The sequence below is a fragment of the Komagataeibacter medellinensis NBRC 3288 genome (assembly GCF_000182745.2).
GTDB lineage: Bacteria > Pseudomonadota > Alphaproteobacteria > Acetobacterales > Acetobacteraceae > Komagataeibacter > Komagataeibacter medellinensis.
In genome coordinates this window covers 2,230,231-2,253,283 of the sequence record NC_016027.1, presented here as the reverse complement: position 1 = coordinate 2,253,283, position 23,053 = coordinate 2,230,231, and the positions used below count along the sequence as shown (strand labels likewise).

Genomic DNA, 23,053 nt, shown 5'->3' with positions numbered 1-23,053 from the left:
CCTGTCATCATACGATCCATTATTGTTCCGCTATCGTGGTTTCTGCGTAGCGGATCGTATGGCGAAAGAACATACCCGCACAGGCAAAAAAAGCGCATTTGCCGCGAAATGCGTCAACAGCCGCCCTACAGCCGCCAGATCAGCGGTGTATGGGAGAGGAAAATAAGGCACAGCCCCCCCAGAAACAGCACGCGAAAGCCCCGGTTCGCGCCTTTTTCCAGCAGTTCATCACGCGTTATGATCTGCATGAAGGAATCGGTCAGCCCTGGGCGGGCCTCCTCCGGCACGCCCGTAATCCGTCCGCGCCACTCATTGCGGTGGCGGCCCTGCTCGGCATGCGAGATGTTGGCGCGACGGTACAGACCGTCCACATAATCATCGAGATCCTCGATACGGAACATCACCGCGCCTTTGTTGCGCATGGCGGCATGCGGACCCGCACCGACAAGGCGCAGGGTGCGCAGCCGCCGCACCGTAATGCCCAGGTGTTCCGCCGCTTCGCGCAGTGAAAGCATGCGCTTGAGGGGGAACATGTGCACCGTCGCCTGCGGTTCACCTGCCGTGCCGGGTGGTGGGGGAAGGTTCATGATGGGCCAAGGGTCCACCATCGCCGCGCGGCAAGTCAATCGGAATATGGACCGTTCCTGCCCGTATCAGGCATATGACCCATGCGACCTGACCGGGGCCTGACCGCGACCGGGTGCCCTAGCGGCAGACCCGTCGGCTACCATCATCGGCAATATAGGTGCCGGTCTGCGCATCGAAACAGGCATTGGCAGCGCAGGGGCTGACAAGGGGCGTGATGTCAGGGTGCACGGTGGCGCCAAGGGCATTGGCCTCTCGCGCGGCATGGCCGCAGAGTGGGGTGTCGGCCGGGGCGGAAGGGTCGTTGGTCAGCACAATCCCTGTCGGCGTTGTTTCCTCGCCCGTCACGCCGGGGGCGAAATCCTGCGGCGGAATGCGGCCGGGCGTGGCGGTGCCGGCCCGTGGTGCCGGTTGGGCCGCACACCCCGCCAGCAGCAGGGCAGCAGCGGTGATGCAGAAGCGTGTGCGTATGGTCATATATCCTGCCTGTCTATGTATTACAGATCCAGATGCGCCTGGCTGCGCGATCCCGCTCCCAGCGGGCGGGCGGCAACCTGGCCATCGGCAAAGGTCATCACCACTTCCGCCGCCTGGCGGGCCTGCGCCGCATGCGCCAGCGGCCTGCCCGTGCTGTCCGTCACCAGCGCGTAGCCGCGTGCCAGTACCGCCTGGGGGGAGAGCGAATCCAGCCGTCCGCCAGCACCCGAAAGCCTGCTAGCGCTGGCGTGCAGTTGCGAGACCAGTACGGCGGGGGGCACACGCAGGCGGCCAAGGCGCGCCTCGCCGCGCCGCAGCAGCGCGCCCATCGCCTGCTGGCTGGCGGTGCCTACACGGGCAAGCTCCGCCCGGCGCAGCGCAAGGACCATGTGGGGGGCTGGCAGCCGGTCAGAAGCACTTTGCAGCCGCCCACGCAGGTGGCGCATATGCGTGGGCAGCGCAAGATCCAGCCGGTAGCCAAGGTCATCAAGACGCCTGCGGGCGTTTTCCATTACACCGGGCAGGTCAGGCAGGGCCGCCGCAGCCCGGTCAAGGCGCGCATGTGCCAGTTGCAGGCTGCGCGCAAGCCCGCCCCGCAGGCGGGCTGCGCGCTGGGCCAGACCTGCTTCCAGTTCTGCCCGCACCGGTACCGCCATTTCGGCGGCGGCGGTGGGGGTAGGTGCCCGGCAATCGGACACGAAATCGATCAGCGTAGTATCCGTCTCGTGCCCCACGGCGGAAATGACCGGAATACGGCAAGCAGCCACGGCGCGCAGCACGCCTTCGTCATTGAAGGCCATCAGGTCTTCCAGCGAACCGCCACCACGCGCCACGATCAGCACATCGGGGCGGGGCAGTGCGAGGCTTCCTTCAATCGCATCGAAGCCTGCAATGGCGTGGGCGATCTGTTCGGCTGCCCCCTCGCCCTGTACCGCCACGGGCCACACCAGCACAGGATGGGGAAAGCGGCGGGCAATGGTGGTGCGGATATCATGCAGCACCGCGCCCTGCGGCGATGTGACCACCCCGATCACGCGCGGCAGGAAGGGCAGCGCGCACTTGCGGGCCGGATCGAACAGCCCTTCTTCCGCCAGGCGCAGACGCAGGCGTTCGATCCGGGCCAGCAGCGCGCCCTCGCCCGCATAGTCCAGCCGGTCGATCACCATCTGGTACGAAGACCGCTCGCCATAGGAGGAGATCCGGCCCGTGGCAATGACCTCCACCCCGTTTTCCGGCTTCAGCCCCAACCGGGGCACCGTGCCCCGCCACACGACAGAGGACAGCTTGCCCCCTTCATCCTTGAGCGCGAAATACAGATGCCCGGAGCGGGCGCGCAGGAATTCCGTGATTTCACCACGTACGCGCACGCGGCCAAACGTGCCTTCAAGCGTGCGGCGGATCGCGCCCGAAATCTCGGCAACCGAGAATTCCGGCGTATTGCCGCCCATGATGCGGCCGGAGTCGGGAAACTGTTCATCCATTCACCCAAGGTATGATAGAGACGGCCACCCCGAAAGGGCAGATATGAAAAACGGGAGGAACAGAGTGATGCGGGTGCTGCTGGTCGGATCGGGCGGACGTGAACATGCCATGGCCGCTGCCATTGCGCGCTCCCCCCTGCTTGATGCTCTGTTCATTGCGCCGGGCAACCCCGGTACCGCTGCACTGGGCACCAACCGTGCCGTAAAGGCGGATGACGTAGCGGGACTGATCGCACTGGCACGGCGTGAGCGCATCGACTTGGTGATACCCGGCCCCGAGGCCCCGCTGGTGGCTGGCATTGCCGATGCCTGTGCACAGGCGGGCATTGCCTGTGCCGGCCCCACGCAGGCGGCGGCGGCACTGGAAGGCAGCAAGACCTTCACCAAGGAAGTCTGTGACGCAGCCGGCATTCCCACCGCACGGTGGGAACGCTTTGATGCCGCAGGCCCGGCACTGGATTACGTCCGTAGCCACGGCGCGCCGGTCGTGGTCAAGGCCGACGGGCTTGCGGCGGGCAAGGGCGTGGTCGTGGCCCAGAGCGTTGCCGAAGCCGAGCAGGCCATTACCGACATGATGACCGATGGCACGCTGGGCCAGGCGGGCCAGAGCGTGGTGATAGAAGACTGCCTGGTGGGTGATGAAGTCTCGCTTTTCGCCTTCTGTGCGGGGGAAACCGCCGTGCTGATCGGTGCGGCACAGGACCACAAGCGCATTGGCGATGGCGACACCGGCCCCAACACCGGCGGCATGGGCGCGGTCTCGCCGCCTGCCGGCTTTGACCATGCGGCGCAGGAAGCAGCGCTTGACCTGCTGGTGCGCCCTATGCTGCGCGAGATGGTGCGGCGAGGCACGCCGTTTACCGGCATTATCTTTGCCGGCCTCATGCTGACACAGGCAGGCCCGCAACTGATCGAATACAATGTCCGCCTTGGTGACCCGGAGGCACAGGCCCTGCTGATCCGCCTGGAAAGCGACCTGCTGGCGGCCCTCGCCGCCGTGGCCAAGGGAGACCTGACCCGGACCAACATCCGCTTTTCCAACCAGTTCTCCATAAGCGTGGTGATGGCGGCCCGCGGCTACCCCGGCAGGCCGGTGACCGGTGGGATCATACGCAACATTACACAGGCGGAGAGCGTGCCGGGCGTGCGCGTATTCCAGGCGGGGACGAAACTGGATGACGCGGGCAACCTTGTTGCCACAGGCGGCCGGGTGCTGGCCGTATGTGCCACGGCCGACACGCTGGCCAGCGCGCGGGTGCGTACCTATGAAGGTATAGCCAGAATTGACTGGCCTGATGGCATCTACCGCCACGATATCGGCCAGCGCGCACTGGACGCACTGGGCTGAGCAACCGGCTGGAAACTCCCGGTGGTCGCATGGACGCGCTCGGGTTATCGTTACGTGTACAAGCTACAGCTCCATAACAGCCCGAAAAGTGCCTGCCCATGCCCCCCCAGCCCAAACCTGTCCTGATTGAAGGCGAAGGTCTGCATGGTGCCGCACGCGTGCGCGCGGTAACCGCCGTGGCGCTGTCGGTTCTGCTGGCGCTGCTGGATTACGCCATTGCCAATGTCGCCCTGCCCACCATAGCGGGGGACCTGCATGTCTCCCCGGCCGCGGCGGTGTGGATTGTCAATGCCTACCAGCTGGCTAGCGTGGTCTCGCTGCTGCCCATGGCTGCCCTTGGCACGCGAATCGGGTTTGCGCGGCTGTGCCAGATCGGGCTGGCGCTGCTGACGGTGGCATCACTGTTCTGCGCGCTGTCACATACCCTGCTGGCGTTGGCGCTGGCACGCGCGGTGCAGGGCGTGGGCGGCGCGTGCATCATGAGTGTCAGCATCGCGCTGATCCGCTTCATCTACCCGCATGCCATACTGGGGCGCGGGATCGCGCTTAATGGCGTGATGGTAGCGCTGGGGGTGGGCGGTGGCCCGACCGTGGCATCCATCATCCTGTCCTTTGCCAACTGGCCGTGGCTGTTCCTGTTCAACATCCCGCTGGGGATCACGGCCCTGGTGCTGGCGCTGGGCTCGCTCCCGCGCACGCCGGTCAACCCCGGTTCGTTTGACGGTACCAGCGCGCTGCTCAACATATTCGCCTTTGGCGCGCTGATCATGGCAGGTGATTCAGTCGCCCATCACGCAGGGGCGCCACAGGTAATCGGGCTGGTCATGACGGGGGTTGCCGCCGGCTGGCTGCTGGTCCGCCGCCAGCATGGGCAGGCCCATCCCATGTTCCCCATCGACATGCTGCACATCCGCGCCTTCCGCAGCGGCACGGTGGTGGGGTTCGTGGCATTCGTGGCCTCGAACCTGTTCATGATCTCGTTTCCTTTCACGCTACAATCCCTGTTCCACTATCCACCCGCCATCGTTGGCCTGCTCATGACACCGTGGCCTGTCGGTATCATGGCGGTGGCCCCGCTCATCAGCAGGCTGTCAGACCGGGTGCCCGCCGCCATCCTGTCCTCGGTGGGGCTGGGCATGACCTCCATGGGGTTTCTGGCCCTGTACATGCTGCCTGCAAACCCCACCTGGTACGATATTGCCTGGCGCATCGCACTGGGGGGCATGGGGTTTGGGGTATTCCAGCCACCCAACAACCGCATCATGATGGTCACGGCCCCTCCGGGCCGCTCGGGTAGCGCATCGGGCATGGTCCAGATTGCCCGGCAGTGCGGGCAGGCCACGGGGGCGATGCTCGTGGCCATGGCGTTTGGCCTGATCACGCATGATGCGGAACGCAGTTGCCTTGGCTTTGGCGCCATCGTCGCCTTTATGGGCATGCTGTGCAGCGCGGCCCGCCTGCTTGGCGCGCGCGCGCCAGCCAGATAAACGACTGGCTGAAAACAACATATTGCCAGAACAGCAGACATTTCCGAGTGCCGCCTTTTTCAGGAAGACTTTACCGAAAACAGCCTTATGACTGCTCGATGTTTTCAGGCAGGCATATGCGGCGGGCCCCCGGTTCGGAAAACAGGTTCAGGCAACTGGCTCCCGCGCCGGCTGACCGGTCACGTGAAAGCCCGTGATCGGCTTCAACACTTTCCAGCTTTGTCAGGTACCCGGCGGTATGGGTATGGAGGGGGAGGCATTCGCCCCGTCTCCGTCCGGTGCACGCTCACCTATCAGCAGGTTGAGCGTAACACCTGACAGGATACACAAAAGCACCCCATTACACAGCAACAGCCGCCACAGCCCACCCAGATGGGCAAACAGGTCCGGGCAGGCCGTCGGTAGCATGCCCAGCGCCAGGGATACAGCCGCGATCAGGCCATTGCGCGTACCCTCGAATCGCACATGCAGCAGCTCCCGTACGCCTCCCACCGTTGTCATGCCGAACATGACCAGCCCACACCCGCCCAGCACCGGCGGTGGCAGGGCCGCGATGAGGGCGCCAAGTTTCGGAAACAGCCCGAGTCCGATCATGATCCCCCCTGCCGCCGCCACCACGAAACGGCTGCGGATATCGGTCATGGCGACCAGCCCGGTATTCTGGGTAAAGGCATTATAGGGAAAGCTGTTGAACGCCCCACCCAGCAGGGTGGACAGCCCATCGGCGCGCAGGGCACCCGCTATGGTGGTATCGGTTACGGGCACATCTACCAACCGGCCAATGGCAAGGCAGTTGCCTGCGGTTTCTGCCACGATGATGATCATGCTCAGCAGCATGATGGTTATGGGCATGACATGAAATTCCGGCATGCCGAAAGCAAAGGGCATACTGAGCGCAAACCATGGTGCCTGCGCCACCATGGCGTAATGCCCCATGCCACACAGCGCCGCCACGATACTGCCCGCCACAAGCCCCACCAGCACGCTGATATTGGCGATGAACCCTCGCCCCCAGGCCTGTACCGCCACGGTGATGAGTATGGTGACAAAAGCCAGGAACAGGTTGATGGGACTACCAAAATCTGGCGCACCCGGCGTCCCGCCGCCAACCCAGCGCCCCGCGACCGGAATGAGTGTCAGCCCGATGATGGTGATCAGGCAGCCAATGATGACCTGCGGAAAAAAACGCATGAGCCGCGCCATCAATGGCGCCAGCACCACCATGGCCAGACCCGCGCCCATGACGGCACCAAAAACCGAACGGATGCCATAGACCTGCCCGATCAGCAACATGGATGCCATCATGGCAAATGATGATCCCTGCACGATGGGCAGGCGCGAACCGAATTGACCAAATCCCACGCTCTGCATGATCGTGGCGATGCCTGAAGTCATCAGGCCACAGTTGATCAGCAGTACCGTCTGGGCCGCGGACATATGCATGGCCACCGCAAAAACGAGCGGTACGGCCACGGTTCCAGAATACATGACCAGGGCATGCTGCACCCCGAAGGCAAATAGCCTGACTACCGGCAGCATTTCATCTACCGGGTGGGATGGTCTCGTTCCTGTCATACGCCATTTCTTCTTGCTGGTGAGCCTGCATCCCCTCGCAATGCAGTTGCGTCATACAGACAATCCTGCTTCCTGCAAAAAAAGGGAAACCCGTCATATCCATGGATGAGCGCAGGCAGGAAAAAGTAGGCCGCAACCACCGCAGCAGGTTTCCCCGGCACAACAGCCAGGTCGCGCCCCCTGTGCACGGCAGCCGGGAAAGATGCCAGACCCCATGGGGCATGCCATGAAAAACGGCCCTCCCCACAGGGAAGGGCCGTTATGCCGTGCTGTCTGTGCCCACGAATCAGGGCCGGATGGCCATGTTACTGCGCATCCATGAACTGGTCGCTGCCCATGATCCCAAGCTTGCTTACGCCTAGACGCTGCGCATCCGCCAGAACCTTGGCCACAACCTTGTAGCTAGCCAGGCGGTCAGGGTGGATGTGCATTTCCGGCTGTACGGGCTGGGCCGCCGCATCCTTGAAGCGGGCCTGCAGGTCCGCATCACTGGCAACGGGCTCACCATTCCAGGTGATGGTATTGTCAAAATCGATCGCCACCGTATCCACCACCGGGTCGGGCGCGGTGGACGGCGGCGGGTTACCCTGCGGCAGGTCGATCGAAACTGAATGCGTCTGGAGCGGAATGGTGATGATCAGCATGATCAACAGCACCAGCATGACGTCAATCAGGGGCGTGGTATTGATATCGACAATACCTTCGTCCTCTGTGGTGCTGTCTGAGCCGACATTCATGCCCATGGCGTCTACTCTCCCAAAAGTGGCCGGGGCATGCGCCCCAGCCGGGAATGGATATCAGCCGTGCGGCTGCTCGGTAATGAAATCAATGTGGACGATACCCGCCTGCTGACAGGCCGCGATCACCTTGCCCACCCCTTCGTACTTGGCCGTCTGGTCACCGCGAATCTGGATCTGGGGCTGCGGGGTTTGCGCGGCTACATGCTCCAGGTGGGATTCCAGGTCGGCATAGCTGGTCAAGGGGGTCTCGTTCCAGTAGGCCTGCCCGGTTGGCGTCACCGCAATGACGATGTTGTTTATCATCGTGCGGGTCGGCTGGTTGGCATCCATCGGAAGTTTGACCTTGATGGTATGTGTCGCGACGGGGATGGTGATCAGGAAGATGATCAGCAGCACCAGCATGACGTCGACAAGCGGTGTGGTGTTGATGGCCGACACCACCTCGTCTTCATCGCCGCCACCTCCAACTTGCATACCCATGATCAGCCCACCCGGTTGTCGATAGTCGTTGTGGTCGGGGAGTTGTCAGCATGCACCACAATATCGGCGCCGTGACGATAACCACCCATGAGGATTGACTGCACGTCAGCCGCGAAGTTGCGCACCTTGTCGATCGCGCCCTTGTTGCGGCGGACCAGCAGGTTGTAGCCCAGAACCGCCGGCACCGCAGTGCCAAGGCCGATGGCCGTCATGATCAGCGATTCACCAACCGGGCCTGCAACCTTGTCGATCGAAGCCTGGCCGGCAATGCCGATGGCGGTCAGCGCGTGATAGATACCCCACACCGTGCCGAACAGACCGACGAACGGGGAAGTGGAACCCACGGTGCCGAGGAAGGCAAGGCCGCCCTGCAACTTGGTCTGGATCACGTCAACCGAACGCTGGATGGACATGGTGGTCCAGGAATGCAGGTCGATGGATTCCTGCATCGTGCCTTCATGGTGCTCAGCCGCCTTCACGCCGGTCTCGGCAATGTAGCGGAAGGGCGAGTTCGCGGGCAGCGCCGCGGCACCTTCCTTGATGGAACCCTTGGTCCAGAAATCGCTCATCACCTGCTTGGCTGCGTTCATCACGCGGGCCTGCTCGAAGAACTTGGTGATCATGATGTACCATGTGCCAAGCGACATGAAGACCATGATCAGCAGGACGCCACGGGCAATAAAGTCACCATTGGCCCACAGCGCACCCAGGCCATAGGGGTTGCCTTCGGGTGCCTTGGGGGCATCGGCCGGGGGGGCGGCATCCGCTGCGGGAGCAGGTGTGGCGTCGCCAGCGGCGGGAGCCTGCACGGCCGGGGCGTCTGCACCCGGCGCCGGGGTAGCGGGGGCGCCGCTGCCATCGGTCTGGGGTGCGGAAACCGCAGGTGCCGGGGCCGCATCGCTAGCGGCCGGGGCGGCATCCTGTGCCAGCGCGGCAAGCGGAGAAGCCGCGCACAGCATGGCAGCGAAAGCAGCCGAGGCAACAAAAGTGTGTTTACGATGCAGTCTGATCATTTAACCAAAATCCTCTGGAGCAGGATGTTTTTTCCGAGGCGACGGGGTGCTGCCGACCCCCGCCGTGCCTGACCTTGATACTCAGGCTCAGTCATTCAGACTGAACGTGATCGTATAGAGATGGTGGAACTCCTTGACGGGCACACCATTCTTGACAGCCGGCGCATAACGCGAACGACGTACCGCCTTCAGCGCGGCGTCAGCAAAAGCCTGGCCGCCCTTTACATTCACCACCTGGCAGTTGCTGGTGACACCGGTCGGTTCCACGTCACATGCCACAGATACCACGCCTTCACGGCCTTCTTCCGACATCTCTTCGGGGTATTCCGGCACCACGTGGTTCAGCGGCGACGTTCCGGCCATGTGGTCAGGCACGGGCGGCGCGTTGGACACGGGCGCATCGGCAGGCGGGGTGGCCCGTGCCGGCGGCATGGCCTTTGGCGGCTTCGTGTGCGTCACCTTCATCGGCGGCGGCGGTGTCGGCACCTGAATTTTCGGCGGCGGAATGTACGGCGGCGGCGGCTGCGTAATTTCCGGCGGTGGCGGCGGCGGCGGTGGTGGCGGCGGTGGCGGCGGTGGCTCCTTGATCATGTGCACTTCCACAGGCGGCTTGGACGGCTCCTGCGGGGCATCAGGCGCGGAGCCAAGCCCGTACAGGAGCGCCAGAACCAGCAACCCTTCAAATGCCAGGACAAGGGCGAAAACAATTACCTTTTGTAGTGTATTATCACTCTGTTCCGCATACGTCATACCCATACCTCACTCAGAACGGCATAGTTTTTAGGAAGGAATTATTGGAAAATTTATTCTGGATGTTCTGATTTCACCAAATTTACTACGGGAGTATGACCAAATTTCTACGAAACGACTGATGCGATCCGCCTTGTTCTCCCCGGTTCAGCCGCGAAACACGCCAATCCGTTTTTCCGGCGGAACGGAAAAACACAATGGCCGCCGTTCCAGGCAATGCATATGCCAATGTACAGACACCGCATGCACCCTGCCCCAACTGGCCAAACCACTCATTCATCACGATTTATCCATAAACATTATTACCAACTCGAAATCAACCCTGATCTTATATGAAATGATCTGTCTTGATACCCTGCCTGCCGGATCATGATCTGGCGGGAAAACCAACGCGTTCAAACTGTCCTTAATTTCCTGTCGGGCAGAGCTGTGAAAAACCGTTATCGCCAGCTTGATCAAAAAAAAATCCCAGTCAAGCAAACTGTTAAAAAAATAAGGAAAAAATCGGATTTTGGCCCTTCGACAACCTGTTTTCCGGGCCATATTATCATGGCGCATGCAGGCTCCGGACAAAAAGAACACAACTCGAAACGATAGACAGATTTCACCTTAATTTCTTGATGAAAACAGATTCGTCCCCGTCACGTCCCGCCGTTGCCCCGCTGAAGCGTGGCAGCCCATCCCCTTCCGGCTGGAAGGCCACGGCTTCACCCTGCTTGACCATTTCCAGGCAGGCGGCAAAGGTGCTGCTCCAGGCAGATCGGCGCTGCCCTACCGAAAGCCCGTCCACCTGGCCCACGCGCATGCATTCGGGCAGCATCCAGTCCAGTGGCACCGGCGTATGTCGTGCGTTTTCAAGACATGCGCGTACGCGCATGCGGGCATCCTCTACCGAAAACAGATCCAGTTGCATCGGGGCATAGAACGGGGTCTCGACCGGCATGACCCCCCAATTGCCATCAAACACCGCAAGGCAGCCCCACAGGAACTCGATCCGGTCTACTTCCCACTGCGCCGATTCGTCACTTTCGGGTGGCCGCGCGCCGCCAAAGCCATGGACATCGCGCCCCAGTTGCGGTCTTGCCGCCAGCCACCCTGCCAGGGCCGCCGCGCCTTCGGCAGCAAGCAGACGCGTGCGCAGGTCGGCCGCTTCCTGTGTTGCCTGCTGCTGGCGCGGGTCATCTTCCGGCAGCATAAGACGTGAGCGCAGCAAAAGCAGGCCGGACGCCATGACCGCCCACTGTGCCTTCAGCCCCAGCGGCAGTGCGGCATGCGCACGCGCGGCTTCAGCCAGCTGGTCTATCAGGGTGACGATATCAAGCCTGACCAGGTCGATCTCACGCGCATGGGCCAACTGGAGCAGGTGGGACAGGCCACCGTGGTAGATATCAAGCCGGATAACGGGCTCACTACCCGCCACCGTGCCATCGAACAGCGTGAACTGGCCTGTCATCCCAGCGACCGTTCCGACAGACGAAAGGTCAGGGGGGGATAATGCTCCTCTGCCCGGCGCACAACCGGCATGGGTTCTCCACCACGGGTAAAGAAACCATAAACCACGGCCCGGTGCCCACGTGGCAGCCTGCGCCCTGCCTTGCGGCCCGGCAGGTAAGTGACCTGGCGCGGGGCTTCGGCAATACCCCAGTGGCGGTGCAGCCACGCCCGTGCATCGGGGTGGGTGGCACCAAGCGCCAGAATATGTGCGGGTACGGGCACAAGCTGATGGAAATCCAGCGGGCAGTCGCCATCTGTCCGCAAGGTCAGGCGGGCATGGCGCGCCTCGGCCGCGGCACGGAACTGGCGCGCCAGGATGCGACAGCCTTCAACCGACAGGCCAGCACGCCCGCGTGCCGGACCATCGTGGCCGATGGCCAGCGCAAACATGTCTTCTTCCACCCGTTCAGCATCGAAGGACCACGGGATCAGGCCAGGACCCGCCATCTCTGCCCCGAACGCGTCCATCACCGCATCCGGCCCATATACCAGCAGGTGCCAGTACTGCCACGGCGCAGGCCCGGCAGGTTTTGGCCAGGCGGAGAGCGGTCGCCGCCCACGTCGACCCGCAGCGCGGCGATTACCCGGAACCGGTGCATCCGCATCACGCGCGGTTGCGGGGGGCAGTTCAGCCCAGGGCAGGCGCAGGTTTTCAGTCATGGGCAAGCTGGCGTTCATACGGACGCAGGGCACGCGGGTCACGGTAGCGGGTATGCTGGCACAGAACAGTGGGGTCCATGCCCTGACGCAGGGCTTCCACAATATAGCCCGAACGCAGCGCATGGGCACTCAACCGGGCTGCAACGTCTGGTGCGACCTCGGCCATCAGCGCCCGGCGTTGCAGGATGCGCGTCACGGCATAGGGCGTAAGGGCCCGCCCACCCACGCGCTCCCCCTTGGAAATGGCACGGAAAAGCGGACCGGTCTGACGGTGCGCAACCTGCTGCCACGCGGCAAAGGCGGCAGCGGGACACAACGGACTATCCGCAGGCAGGGGCAGGCTGACCGGCTGCAGGGTTTCGCCCTCGCGGATGTTGAGCACCAACGCCGCACGGCCCACACTGACATCCTCCACCTGTAACCCCACCAGTTCCGAGCGGCGCAGGGCACCGGCAAAACCGAACAGCAGCAGGCAGCGGTCCCGTAGGCCCCGCACCCCGTCGTCACACCGCTCCACCATGGCGCGCAGCATGTCTGGTGTCACCACTTCTGGCAGCAACGCGGGGAGGCGGGACCGGTCGAGCATATGGGCAAGGGCTGCACGGATACGTTCATCCGTCACATTCCACGCCATGTTGTTGAAGCGGTGCATCTTGCCAATCGCGGCCAGGCGGCGGCGAATGGTGGCAGGTGCAAATTCCGCAAGGCTACGCAGATAGGCTGCCACCACGTCTGGCGTAGCGGGAATGGGGGCTACGGCGTGCGTCGCGCACCACTGCGTAAAATGCACCCAGTCGGCACGGTAGGCGCGCAACGTGGCCACCGCTTCCCGCGCGGGCGGGGGGGACAGATCAGCGGTTGCGGTCATGGTCGGGCATCCGGCATCACGGGTGTCAGACCAGCGTCATCCGGTTGACATCCACCATGCCGAAATCCGTGATCTTGAGGTGCGGGATGACCGGCAGCGGCAGGAAGGCCAGTTGCAGGAACGGTTCATCAAGCTGGCAGCCCAGCGCGCGTGCGGCGGCGCGCAGCACTTCAAGCTGGTCGCGCACGGTCTCGAACGGGGCATCGCTCATCAGCCCTGCCACCGGTAGCGGCATATCAGCCACCACCTGTCCATCGCGCACCACAACAAAGCCGCCACCGGTCTTTTCCAGATGGTTGACCGCAAGCGCCATGTCCGCATCATTCATGCCAACCACACATATATTGTGGCTGTCATGCCCGACCGAGGACGCCAGCGCCCCGCCCGAGAGGCCAAACCCCTTAACAAACCCGCGCCCGATATTGTCGTTATGCCCATGCCGCGCCACCACGCAGATACGCGCGATGTCCTGCGCCGGGTCGGGCTGGACAATGCCACCCGCCACCGGCAGGTCGGCATGCAGGAACGGCGTGATGATCTGGCCGGGCAGCAGGCCGATCACGGGGCGCTGCGTGCCGCTGCCCGCAACCTGCATATCCTTTGCCGTGACGGGACCGGGCAGGCTGATGCTGTCGGTGCCCACGGGGGGAATGATCTCACGCGCGGCAAACAGTGCATCATTGACCAGACGCCCCGCACTGATCACATCCGACACCCGGCATTCGCGCAGGTCATCAAGCAGCACGATATCCGCCCGCCGGCCCGGCGCGATCATGCCCCGGTCGCGCAGGCCAAAGGCATTGGCTGCGCTGAGCGAGGCGCTGCGATAGGCGGCCAGCGGCTCCACCCCCAGCGAGATGGCAAGGCGGATCAGATAATCCAGATGCCCTTCATGCGCGATTTCCAGCGGGTTGCGGTCATCGGTGCAGAAGGCGAAGAACGGTGACGTCGCGGGGTTAAGCAACGGCACCAGCGCACGCAGGTCCTTACACACCGACCCCTGGCGGATCAGCACCATCATGCCCTTGCGCACCTTTTCCAGCGCTTCTTCCGCCGTCGTGGCTTCATGATCGGTGGTGATGCCGGCACTCAGATAACCATTGAGCCTGCGCCCGCGCAGCAGCGGCGCATGGCCATCAATATGACCGCCAGCAAAGGCTTCCAGCTTTTCCATGCAGACCGGGTCGCCATTCAGCACGCCGGGAATATTCATGAACTCGGCCAGGCCAATGACCTTGGGATGGTCCCGGTAGGCCACCAGGTCTGCTGCCGCCAGGGTTGCGCCCGATGTTTCAAGATGGGTCGCAGGCACGCAGCTTGACAGGTTGACCCGCAGGTCCATGACCGTGCGCATTGCCGCTTGGGTAAAGTAGTCCAGCGCTGGGCGGCCCAGCACGTTGGCCATCTCGTGCGGGTCGCATATGGCGGTGGTCACGCCATGGGGAAGGACGCAGCGGTCGAATTCAAACGGGGTGATGAGCGAGGATTCGATATGCAGGTGCGTATCGATGAAGCCCGGCACGGCAATGCGGCCATGCCCCTCGATCACGTTCGTGCCCTCATACTGCTCCAGCGTGCCGACAATGGTGTCACCACATATGGCAATATCGGTTGGCAGCAGCTCCCCGGTTACCAGATCGAACAGGCGCACGTTGCGGATGACGGTATCGGCCACCATGCGCCCGCTACCCTGTGCGATCCGCCCGGAAATCACGCTGCCTGCCATATGTCCCGCTTTCGTACCGTTAATGATGGTCCGTAGCACTCTATCACAACCCGGCCACACGCAAGTCGGCACACGAATTCTTTTTCGCACTCACGCTGGCCCCCTTCATATGCGCATTGACAAGGACCATGCGTTTCCTGATCCTGAACGGACCAAGGGGAGTCCCGACAAGGGGCTGAGAGACCGCTGGCATGGACAACCATGCGCGCGGAGACCCTTCCGGGCGCATCGTGCGTTCCGGGGAACCTGATCCGGCTCATACCGGCGGAGGGACTGGTGCAGACAATCGGCTCAAGGCTGCGGCACAGCGCCCGCAGGTGAACACGTAAGCACGACGTGGCGCCCGGTTTTCTCCCCACACCCCCTGTCGGAGTGGACGCGAGGAGCATTGCCATGACCACCGTTGCTTCGCCTTCATCTCCCGACCATGTCACAACCGGCCCCATCATGGGGTCTGCCAAGGTCTGGTCCGCGCCCGAAGGGCATGCGCATATCCGCGTGCCGTTCCGCGAAATAGTACTTGAACCCAGCGCGAACGAACCGCCCGTGCGGGTGTACGACACCTCCGGCCCGTATACCGACCCGGCCGCGCGGATCGACGTGCGCGCGGGACTGGAACCGATCCGCGCCCCGTGGATCGCGGCACGCAACCTGCCCACCGTCACGCCACGCGCCGTACGACCCGAGGACAATGGCTTTGCCAGGGGCGAAAACCTTGTCCCCGCCTGTCCTGCCCCCCACCGCGTGCATGAAGGCCAGCCGGGGCAGATGGTTACGCAGTATGAGTTCGCGCGTGCGGGCATCATTACCGAAGAAATGATCTACGCCGCCCACCGCGAAAACCTTGGCCGCACCACGATGGTCGAGGGCGCCGCCACCCGTCGCGCCGATGGCGAGGATTTTGGCGCTGACATACCCGAATTCGTGACCCCCGAATTCGTACGCGCCGAAATTGCGGCGGGCCGCGCCATCCTGCCCGCCAACATCAACCACCCCGAACTTGAGCCCATGGTGATCGGGCGCAACTTCCTTGTGAAGGTGAATGCCAATATCGGCAATTCGGCCGTGACCTCATCGGTGGCGGAAGAGGTGGAAAAGATGGTGTGGTCCATCCGCTGGGGTGCCGACACGGTCATGGACCTGTCCACCGGGCGCAACATCCACAACATCCGCGACTGGATCCTGCGCAACGCGCCAGTGCCCATCGGCACGGTGCCGCTGTACCAGGCGCTGGAAAAAGTGGGCGGCGTGCCCGAGGACCTGACATGGGAGATCTTCCGCGACACGCTGATCGAGCAGGCGGAACAGGGCGTGGACTATTTCACCATCCACGCTGGCGTGCGGCTGCGGCATGTGCCGCTTACGGTCAACCGGGTAACGGGCATCGTCTCGCGCGGCGGGTCGATCATGGCGGGATGGTGCCTGCACCACCACCGCGAGAGCTTCCTGTATGAGCATTTCGGGGAGATATGCGACATCATGCGCCGTTATGATGTTTCGTTCTCGCTTGGTGACGGCCTGCGTCCCGGTTCCATCGCCGATGCGAATGACGCCGCCCAGTTCGCCGAACTGGAAACGCTGGGTGAACTGACAAAAATTGCGTGGGCCAAGGGCTGTCAGGTCATGATCGAAGGGCCGGGCCATGTGCCCATGCACAAGATCAAGGTCAATGTGGAAAAGCAGCTGCGTGAATGTGGCGAAGCGCCGTTCTACACACTTGGTCCGCTTACGACGGACATTGCACCGGGCTATGACCACATTACATCCGGCATCGGTGCCGCCATGATCGGGTGGTTCGGCACGGCCATGCTGTGTTACGTCACGCCGAAGGAGCATCTCGGCCTGCCCGACCGCAACGACGTAAAAGTGGGTGTGGTGACCTACCGCATTGCCGCCCATGCGGCCGACCTGGCCAAGGGGCACCCGGCGGCACGCATCCGTGACGATGCGATCAGCCGCGCGCGCTTCGACTTCCGCTGGAATGACCAGTTCAAGCTGTCGCTCGACCCGGATACGGCATGTTCGTACCATGATGAGACGCTGCCGCGCGAAGCACACAAGAACGCACATTTCTGTTCCATGTGCGGCCCCAAATTCTGTTCCATGCGCATAAGCCATGACCTGAAGGCCGATGCGCAGCGCCTTGCAGGGCTGGAGCAGAAAAAGGAAGAGTTCCGCAGCAACGGCAACCGGATCTATGTGCCAGTGGATGAGGCCGTGACATCGGCAGAATAAAGGACAATCCCGAAATAATGCCCTGATAAAATGGCAGAGGTTCTTAGGTGCCGCCTTTTTTCAAAGAGGCGGCATTCTTCCGAAGCTTTTTGCAAAAAGCTTCACCAGAAACTTTTCCAGGATTGGCCTTCCCCAATTATGAGTAACGGATCAGTCCGTCAGGGCTGCTTCTGCCTGCCGCACGGTTGCGGCATTGCCACCACTGCGGCGCAACATGAGGAACCGGCCCGACCAAGAACCGGCGATACGCCATTCCCCCTCGATCTCGGTGCCATCAGCATTCAGTGCACCCGTGTACAGCACGGCATGCTGTCGGCCACTGCCTTCATATGTTTTTGTAAACCGCACGCTGGCACCATGGCGCATGCCCCGTACGGTCGAGATAAAGCACGTATCGCCCTGCCCGCCAGCCACGCGCTCGGTCACGGTGCCACCCAACCGACCGCCCGCTTCAAACAGCGATGCGGAGAAAAACTCCGGCGGTAACGCATGGGGGTAGCTGAACTGCCCATCCCACTGTCCCGTTACATCCAGGGTCTTTTCAGTCATCGGGCGTGTTCTTTCCCTGTGCGGACTATTAAACCAGCCTGCTGATAAAAACTTCCGGGCGCCACCTTGTTTCACCCAAGCTGCACCAGAAACGTCCTCATGATGTTCAGCAGGTTTCATGAACGGCCCATGTTACACCGGCATGATTCGCCCAATGCACAATCACCAGGTCAGGGCCGGATATGCAAAATACCCGGCCCTGACCACACGATCAGATAACCTTTTCCACCCAGTTATGGGGATCAGGGGCCGTACCGCGCTGGATGGCGATCAGGGCGCTACGCAGCTTCGCTGTCACGGGGCCAATGCCCTGACCCTTGCCAACGACCGCATCGCCCTTTGGCCCACGGAAACGGCCGATGGGTGAGACCACTGCCGCCGTGCCGCAGGCGAACACTTCCTTGAGGCGACCCGACGCGGCATCGGCATAAAGCTGGTCGATGGCATAGGGTTCTTCGCGCACGGTCAGGCCCTGCGCGCGGGCCAGCGTAAGAAGCGAATCGCGGGTGATGCCACGCAGGATGGTGCCGGTCAGCGGCGGGGTGGCAAGGGAGCCGTCATCGAACACGAAGAACACATTCATGCCGCCCATTTCCTCGATCCAGCGGCGCTCCACCGCATCAAGGAACAGTACCTGCGCGCAGCCATGGCCTTTAGCTTCCTGCTGGGCCAGCAGGCTTGCAGCATAGTTGCCACCGCATTTGGCCTCACCGGTGCCACCGGGGGCGGCGCGGCAGAAATCGGATACCCACACGCTCACCGCCTCTTCGCCAAAATAGGCACCCACGGGAGACGCGATGACCATGAACAGATATTCCGATGCAGGCTTCACACCAAGAAAAGTCTCGTTCGCAATCATGAAGGGGCGGATGTACAAGCTTTCATCGGGCTTGTCCGGCACCCATGCATGATCCACGCGCACCAACTGGCGCACGGCCTCGACAAACACCTCTTCGGGCACTTCCGGCATGGCCAGGCGGGCGGCCGATTTGGCAAAACGCGCGGCGTTGGCATAAGGGCGAAATAGGGTAATGCCACTTTCCGCCGTGCGGTAGGCCTTCATCCCTTCGAAAATTTCCTGCGCGTAGTGCAGCACGGCACAGGCCGGGTTGAGCGCAAGCGGCGCAAAGGGCTGTACGCGGGCATCGTGCCACCCCCTGCCTTCCTGATAGCGGATAACGACCATATTATCTGTAAAGACACGCCCGAAACCGGGATTGGCCAGAATCTGCGCCCGCTGCTGTGCCGTGACAGGCGACGCATTGGGGGAAAGCGTGAAGGGAAGGGAAGTGGCGCTGTCCATAGCCTTTATTTCTCTTTCATCATGGCGCGGGCACGCTCCTCAAAGCGCACTCCTGCCCGCATTCAGCCGCGGGCAGTACAAGCATGAAGTTCACCAGAACATTCCGCCGGTCAACCCCGCACAGGCGGGGCAGAGCTGTATTTCATGCCTGATCCAGCCTGAAACCCATGGCCCGCAGGGCCTGGGGCAGGTGTTCGCGGCCATGCAGGGCGGCAGCATTACCCAGCCGCGCCAGCACGCTTTCGCTCCAACTGCGCGCCGGCTGGTCCTGACTGGCGCGGGCTGCGCGCACACGCTCGTCATAGGCCGCGATATCGGCGGGGACCGACGGTTGTGCGTCATACCGCTCCCGGTGCAACACGACATGCTGCGGCAGGCGCGGCCTGATGCTTGTGGGATGGTTGCGGTCTGGATAGCCAACACTCATGCCACACACCGCAAGCGCGCGCGGCGGCAGGCCCAGTTCGGTCGCAATGGCTTCGGGCTGGTTGCGCACCGCCCCCACATACACGATTCCCAACCCGTAGGATTCAAGGGCGGCGGCCGCGTTCTGGGCGGCCAGAGCCGTATCGATCACGCTGGTCACGAACGTATCGAGCATGTCCAGTCCCGGCAGGGCGCAATCCTGGGCGCGCCCCACCTGCTCCAGCCGCGACAGGTCAGCCACCCATGCCAGAAAAAGCGGTGCCTGCGCGATGAACGCCTGTTCGCCCGCCAGTTCGGCAATCCGCGCGCGCTTTTGCTCATCCTGCACGGCAACCACGCTCCATGCCTGCATGTTGCACGCGGTGGAGGCCGACTGCGCGGCCGCCACGGCAGCTTCCAGCACACCTTCGGGCAATGCGGTGGGGCTGAAGGCACGCACCGAGCGATGCGCCATCAGACTCCGCGCCACCGGGCTTTCGGGCAGGGGCGGCGTGGGCGGCCGGGTGCCGTAACGGGCCTGCCACAGGGCATTCATGGATGACAGGGCGGGAAAGGAAGAAACGGTAACATCGGACATTGGCATGCCTCCTGCCTGCACAACGGTGGCGGACAGGGAAGCAGACCACACCACCCCGCACCCGAAAAGCAGGCGAAACATCACACCTGCCCTGCACATTCCGCCACGCGACCACACAGGGACCGACAAGCAGGCGCCCACACAAAAAAAGACCAACAGGTCTTTTTAAAGTTCCTTCCATAACAATAATCTTTCCTATTCCCTCCCTTCACGTTCATGCGAAGTCACCCCGCCAGCTATAGGAAAACAGACCTAAATCATGCATGAAATCACCACGCAGAAGGCCGATACGAGCCATTCTTTCCCCCTGACCGAAGGAGCCTGCCAGCATGTTCGAGGCCCTCATGATCCGCCGCGCCGAAGGCGTGGTCACCACCCGGCTGGAACAGATCGCACCTGATACCCTGCCCGAAGGCGACGTAAGCGTGCAGGTCAGCCATTCCAGCCTGAACTATAAGGATGCCATGGCCATAACCCGTGGCACACCGGTGGTACGGCGCTTCCCCATGGTGCCGGGCATCGACCTTGCGGGGCAGGTGGTGCATTCGGATGATCCCGTCTACCAACCCGGCGATCAGGTCATCGCCACCGGATGGGGATTAGGGGAAAGCCATTGGGGCGGCCTTGCGGGCATGGCGCGGCTGCCGGGGCGGTGGCTGCTGCCCCGGCCCGGCAACCTGTCCGCACGGCAGGCGATGGGAATCGGCACGGCAGGCTTTACTGCCATGCTGTGCGTGATGGCGCTGGAAGATGGCGGGGTAACGCCTGCCTCAGGCCCCATCATCGTCAATGGTGCGGGTGGGGGCGTGGGCGGCATGGCCATCATGCTGCTGGCCCAGCTTGGCTATGAAGTGGTGGTCGTAACCGGCAGGCCACAGTTGCATGCCTACCTGACCAGCCTGGGGGCTACCGAAATCCTGCCGCGCGATACGCTAAGCCCAACCGGCAAGGCACTGGAGACGGCGCGCTGGGCGGGGGGAATCGATGTGGTGGGGGGTGAGGCACTGGCCACCATGTGCGCCTCCATCCGGCACGGGGGTACGGTTGCGGCCTGCGGGCTGGCAGGCGGCATGAACCTGCCGCTGACCGTGGCCCCCTTCATCCTGCGCAATGTGCGACTACAGGGAATCGACAGTGTCATGTGCCCGCGCCCGCGCCGCATGGCGGCATGGGCCCGGCTGGCGCGTGATGTGGACCCGACCCGGCTGGACAGCATGCTGCACGACGCGCCACTGAATGATGCCATTGTAACCGCCCCGCGCATCCTGGCCGGTCACATCCGGGGGCGCACGGTCATCACCATCGCCTGAACGTAAAAAGCGGCACGCCCGCAGGGGAATGCCGCTTTCTGCAATCTGGCAGGCAATGGAGCGCCGAGGCATTTCCAGCGAAAACCGCTTCGGTGAAAATGCTCCGGTTTATTATTCTTACGAATATCTTCACCTGTTTGAATGCACGCATTCAAACAGGACGCGCTCTAGTGGCAGGGGAAGCCCAGCAGGTGACGGCCGTCATGCACGAATTCATGCACGTAATGGCCGGAGATGAGCGAGGTCGCGCCCTGCTCCGCACCAACGAAATAGATCAGCAGCGAGGCCAGTACCAGGCCGAACACACCCCACGGCAACAGGTCTCGCACCGGGATGGAAACCTGCGGCGCTGCAATGCCCGTGCTGGACAGGACGGATGTATCTTGGCTCATACCGGAAAACTCCATGGATCACGCACAACCCGGAGCAGTATGCATGGAACCTGGCGCGCACACCTGTCCCCGTATCCCGGATCTGGCGCCATGTTTCCAAAATTGGCATGAAAGGTCAATCACTCCCTTGCGGGGTCCACCCCTTCGCGCCACGCAGGTCCGCATATCATGAACCAGATCCTGACCTGTCTTGCCCTGCCGGTACCCGACAGCCTGCGCCGAGGCCATTTTCCCAGCCCATATGATGGCCCGCCGCCCCTGCCCCCCGCAATCAGGCGCGCCATGTCAGAGGCACAACTGGTCTTCGTACCACCTGCCCTCGTCCTGACCTGCCCATCCCCCGTCGTGCGGCCCGATACGGGCGTGAACGGCATGGACATGGGAACATGGGGGGGTATGGCACTGAAAGACCTGCCCCCTGCCGAGCTTGCCCGCTGGGTGGCTGACCCTGACTTCGCTCCGCCGGGCGGACAGAACAGGGCAGCCCATCTGGCGCATATGCAGGCCTGGCTTGCCGCCCTGCCCGTCTCCCCCACCCGGCTGTGCGTTCTGGCCGATACGACAGTGATCCGCGCCATTGTGGTAGCGGCACTGGGCGGGAACGGGACCATGCTGTCGCGGCTGGATATCGCCCCGCTCAGCCACACCAGACTGACCCGGCACGCACGCTGGCGCGTGGCGGTGGTGGGCGCGCCCCTGCACTGAGGACTAGCATGATGGCAGGACATGTCACGCCATGCTGCCTTGTCTTTGACAGCGCGGGGGCCAATCGTCTAATCCAGCCAGACGATGGTTCCCCATTGGGGAGAATAGGGAAGACGGTGCGCCCGACAGGCAAATCCGTCGCTGCCCCCGCAACTGTAAGTGGCTGTTTTCCGGCCCGGCCCGCCATGGGGCTGGCAGTGTCACTGGTGCGCGCCGCAAGGTGGCGCCGGGAAGGCCGCCGGAAAGTCGAGACTCCACCCTCCGCCACAAGCCAGGAGACCTGCCATCCTTCCCGGTTCCCGCTACGGGTCGCCGGAAACAGGACCGATATCTGGATCGCATGGCTGGCGGGGTGCCCGGCACGCGACGGGCCACCGCCACGCGGCTTCGCGGGCGGGGCCGCAACCGTGCACCCCGCCACCAGGCCAGCCCACGCGGCAGGCCGCACAGAGGGCACGTCGCCATATGATCACGCTTCCACAGACGATATCCACACCGGGTAACCCGCCACCCGTCCATCTGCATGTCTGTGTTACGTGCCGCCGGGGGCTGCCCGCATCCGACAACCCGCAGGGGCGGCAGTTGCATGATGCGCTGGTGGCGCTGGCCCATGACAGCCCGCAGGTCGTCATCCATGAGGTCTCCTGCCTTGCCGCGTGCGATGCAGGCTGCACCGCCGTGGTCGCCAGCCCCGGCAAGTGGGGCTGGCTGCTGGCCAATCTTGGCCCTGAAAAAGCAGAAGACCTGCTGACCTACATCACCGCCTATGCTGCCGCGCGCAGCGGCACCGTCATGCCATCGCGCAGGCCCGCCAGCCTGTCGGACATGGTACGCGGCCGCTTTCCCGCATCGCTTTTTTCTGGAGCCTGATC

At 63.1% G+C, this 23,053-nt stretch carries 23 protein-coding genes and 1 riboswitch; of the genes, 7 read left to right on the top strand and 16 right to left on the bottom strand.

Features of this window, described 5'->3' with window-relative positions; all coding sequences use genetic code 11:
- Positions 1-125 precede the first annotated feature (125 nt).
- The 3 genes from GLX_RS10530 to xseA all read right to left on the bottom strand — a co-directional run bounded on the left by GLX_RS10530 (position 126) and on the right by xseA (position 2,543).
- Positions 126-533: a MerR family transcriptional regulator gene (locus GLX_RS10530; RefSeq protein WP_041247808.1), complete on the bottom strand. Its 408-nt coding sequence runs from the start codon at positions 531-533 to the stop codon at positions 126-128.
- 172 nt (positions 534-705) lie between these two features.
- Positions 706-1,062: a BA14K family protein gene (locus GLX_RS10525; protein ID WP_014105951.1), complete on the bottom strand. Its 357-nt coding sequence runs from the start codon at positions 1,060-1,062 to the stop codon at positions 706-708.
- Between the two features lie 20 nt (positions 1,063-1,082).
- A complete protein-coding gene (xseA, locus tag GLX_RS10520) occupies positions 1,083-2,543 on the bottom strand; it encodes an exodeoxyribonuclease VII large subunit (protein WP_014105950.1) in 1,461 nt (486 codons plus the stop codon).
- A 67-nt stretch (positions 2,544-2,610) separates the two neighbouring features.
- Here xseA and purD point away from each other — a divergent pair, with 67 nt between their 5' ends.
- Together purD and GLX_RS10510 are read left to right on the top strand one after the other, a co-directional pair.
- Positions 2,611-3,891 carry a phosphoribosylamine--glycine ligase gene (gene purD / locus GLX_RS10515; RefSeq protein ID WP_014105949.1) on the top strand — a complete coding sequence of 427 codons (1,281 nt, stop codon included), beginning with the start codon at positions 2,611-2,613 and terminating at the stop codon, positions 3,889-3,891.
- A 98-nt stretch (positions 3,892-3,989) separates the two neighbouring features.
- Positions 3,990-5,378 (top strand): MFS transporter, encoded by a 1,389-nt coding sequence (locus tag GLX_RS10510; protein ID WP_014105948.1) that lies wholly within the window; start codon positions 3,990-3,992, stop codon positions 5,376-5,378.
- Positions 5,379-5,600: 222 nt separating this feature from the next.
- On the opposite strand, the gene GLX_RS10505 is transcribed toward GLX_RS10510, so the two are convergent.
- From GLX_RS10505 to GLX_RS10485, 5 genes are all read right to left on the bottom strand, one after another.
- On the bottom strand, positions 5,601-6,953 hold the full coding sequence (locus tag GLX_RS10505) for a nucleobase:cation symporter-2 family protein (RefSeq protein ID WP_014105947.1): 1,353 nt from the start codon (positions 6,951-6,953) through the stop codon (positions 5,601-5,603).
- A gap of 305 nt (positions 6,954-7,258) precedes the next feature.
- Positions 7,259-7,696: an ExbD/TolR family protein gene (locus GLX_RS10500; protein ID WP_014105946.1), complete on the bottom strand. Its 438-nt coding sequence runs from the start codon at positions 7,694-7,696 to the stop codon at positions 7,259-7,261.
- Between the two features lie 54 nt (positions 7,697-7,750).
- Complete coding sequence (locus GLX_RS10495) at positions 7,751-8,173, bottom strand: ExbD/TolR family protein (RefSeq protein ID WP_014105945.1); 423 nt, start codon at positions 8,171-8,173, stop codon at positions 7,751-7,753.
- Positions 8,174-8,175: 2 nt separating this feature from the next.
- Positions 8,176-9,186: a MotA/TolQ/ExbB proton channel family protein gene (locus tag GLX_RS10490; RefSeq protein ID WP_014105944.1), complete on the bottom strand. Its 1,011-nt coding sequence runs from the start codon at positions 9,184-9,186 to the stop codon at positions 8,176-8,178.
- Between the two features lie 87 nt (positions 9,187-9,273).
- Complete coding sequence (locus GLX_RS10485) at positions 9,274-9,942, bottom strand: energy transducer TonB (RefSeq protein ID WP_014105943.1); 669 nt, start codon at positions 9,940-9,942, stop codon at positions 9,274-9,276.
- Between the two features lie 363 nt (positions 9,943-10,305).
- On the opposite strand from GLX_RS10485, the gene GLX_RS18155 reads away from it, so the two are divergent.
- On the top strand, positions 10,306-10,533 hold the full coding sequence (locus GLX_RS18155; protein WP_148268584.1) for a hypothetical protein: 228 nt from the start codon (positions 10,306-10,308) through the stop codon (positions 10,531-10,533).
- Between the two features lie 7 nt (positions 10,534-10,540).
- On the opposite strand, the gene GLX_RS10475 is transcribed toward GLX_RS18155, so the two are convergent.
- Genes GLX_RS10475 through ade form a run of 4 tightly spaced genes read right to left on the bottom strand, consistent with a single transcriptional unit; the run spans position 10,541 to position 14,684 of the window.
- The gene (locus GLX_RS10475) at positions 10,541-11,389 is read right to left on the bottom strand and encodes a hypothetical protein (RefSeq protein WP_014105942.1); all 849 of its coding nucleotides are present in this window, start codon (positions 11,387-11,389) and stop codon (positions 10,541-10,543) included.
- A complete protein-coding gene (locus GLX_RS10470) occupies positions 11,386-12,090 on the bottom strand; it encodes a hypothetical protein (protein WP_014105941.1) in 705 nt (234 codons plus the stop codon). The genes GLX_RS10475 and GLX_RS10470 overlap by 4 nt, the downstream gene beginning before the upstream one ends.
- Entirely contained in the window at positions 12,083-12,958 is an 876-nt protein-coding gene (locus GLX_RS10465) for a tyrosine-type recombinase/integrase (RefSeq protein WP_014105940.1), read from the bottom strand. Before GLX_RS10465 ends, GLX_RS10470 begins: the two co-directional genes overlap by 8 nt.
- Positions 12,959-12,983: 25 nt before the next feature.
- Positions 12,984-14,684, bottom strand: coding sequence for an adenine deaminase (gene ade / locus GLX_RS10460; RefSeq protein WP_041247354.1), 1,701 nt, complete (start codon positions 14,682-14,684; stop codon positions 12,984-12,986).
- A gap of 393 nt (positions 14,685-15,077) precedes the next feature.
- Here ade and thiC point away from each other — a divergent pair, with 393 nt between their 5' ends.
- Positions 15,078-16,919 (top strand): phosphomethylpyrimidine synthase ThiC, encoded by a 1,842-nt coding sequence (gene thiC / locus GLX_RS10455; protein WP_014105938.1) that lies wholly within the window; start codon positions 15,078-15,080, stop codon positions 16,917-16,919.
- Positions 16,920-17,069: 150 nt separating this feature from the next.
- On the opposite strand, the gene GLX_RS10450 is transcribed toward thiC, so the two are convergent.
- The 3 genes from GLX_RS10450 to GLX_RS10440 form a co-directional block, all read right to left on the bottom strand.
- Entirely contained in the window at positions 17,070-17,468 is a 399-nt protein-coding gene (locus tag GLX_RS10450; protein ID WP_041247353.1) for a hypothetical protein, read from the bottom strand.
- A 211-nt stretch (positions 17,469-17,679) separates the two neighbouring features.
- Positions 17,680-18,771 (bottom strand): branched-chain amino acid aminotransferase, encoded by a 1,092-nt coding sequence (locus tag GLX_RS10445; protein ID WP_014105936.1) that lies wholly within the window; start codon positions 18,769-18,771, stop codon positions 17,680-17,682.
- Between the two features lie 142 nt (positions 18,772-18,913).
- Positions 18,914-19,774 (bottom strand): nitroreductase family protein, encoded by an 861-nt coding sequence (locus GLX_RS10440; RefSeq protein ID WP_041247806.1) that lies wholly within the window; start codon positions 19,772-19,774, stop codon positions 18,914-18,916.
- A gap of 329 nt (positions 19,775-20,103) precedes the next feature.
- Between GLX_RS10440 and acuI the strand changes: the two genes are divergently transcribed.
- Positions 20,104-21,084 (top strand): acrylyl-CoA reductase (NADPH), encoded by a 981-nt coding sequence (gene acuI, locus GLX_RS10435; RefSeq protein WP_014105934.1) that lies wholly within the window; start codon positions 20,104-20,106, stop codon positions 21,082-21,084.
- Positions 21,085-21,251: 167 nt separating this feature from the next.
- On the opposite strand, the gene GLX_RS10430 is transcribed toward acuI, so the two are convergent.
- Positions 21,252-21,476, bottom strand: coding sequence for a CbtB domain-containing protein (locus GLX_RS10430; RefSeq protein WP_041247804.1), 225 nt, complete (start codon positions 21,474-21,476; stop codon positions 21,252-21,254).
- A 168-nt stretch (positions 21,477-21,644) separates the two neighbouring features.
- Here GLX_RS10430 and GLX_RS10425 point away from each other — a divergent pair, with 168 nt between their 5' ends.
- Together GLX_RS10425 and GLX_RS10420 are read left to right on the top strand one after the other, a co-directional pair.
- The gene (locus GLX_RS10425) at positions 21,645-22,181 is read left to right on the top strand and encodes a histidine phosphatase family protein (protein WP_014105932.1); all 537 of its coding nucleotides are present in this window, start codon (positions 21,645-21,647) and stop codon (positions 22,179-22,181) included.
- Positions 22,182-22,249: 68 nt separating this feature from the next.
- A riboswitch (cobalamin riboswitch) is annotated at positions 22,250-22,483 on the top strand.
- A gap of 163 nt (positions 22,484-22,646) precedes the next feature.
- The gene (locus GLX_RS10420) at positions 22,647-23,051 is read left to right on the top strand and encodes a DUF1636 family protein (RefSeq protein ID WP_014105931.1); all 405 of its coding nucleotides are present in this window, start codon (positions 22,647-22,649) and stop codon (positions 23,049-23,051) included.
- The last annotated feature ends 2 nt before the right edge of the window (positions 23,052-23,053 follow it).